Consider the following 263-nt stretch of genomic DNA (forward strand, 5'->3'; position numbering starts at 1 on the left):
CGATCGGCTGGCTCCCTAGACAGAATCACGCCGCCATGCGCACGGGAATTTGAATGATAAACTCTGCCCCTTGACCCGGAGCAGAAACGCAGTCTAAGCTGCCGCCGTGCGTTTCTGTAATAATCTGATAGCTGATTGACAGTCCTAGCCCAGTTCCTGCGCCAACAGGCTTGGTTGTATAGAAGGGGTCAAACAATCGTCGCCGCGCATCCTCGCAAATCCCAGGTCCGTTATCGCGGATGCGAATGACGATGCGATCGCCC

The 263-nt window shown here is 55.5% G+C and carries 1 protein-coding gene; it reads right to left on the reverse strand.

All coding sequences use genetic code 11. The annotated features are described in order from the left end of the window. Nucleotides 1–25 precede the first annotated feature (25 nt). Nucleotides 26–263 (reverse strand): sensor histidine kinase (locus FLQ44_RS23080; RefSeq protein ID WP_147696197.1); only part of this gene is annotated, 238 nt, incomplete at its 5' end.

It is taken from the genome of Vogesella mureinivorans, from assembly GCF_007644035.1.
Lineage (GTDB): Bacteria > Pseudomonadota > Gammaproteobacteria > Burkholderiales > Chromobacteriaceae > Vogesella > Vogesella mureinivorans.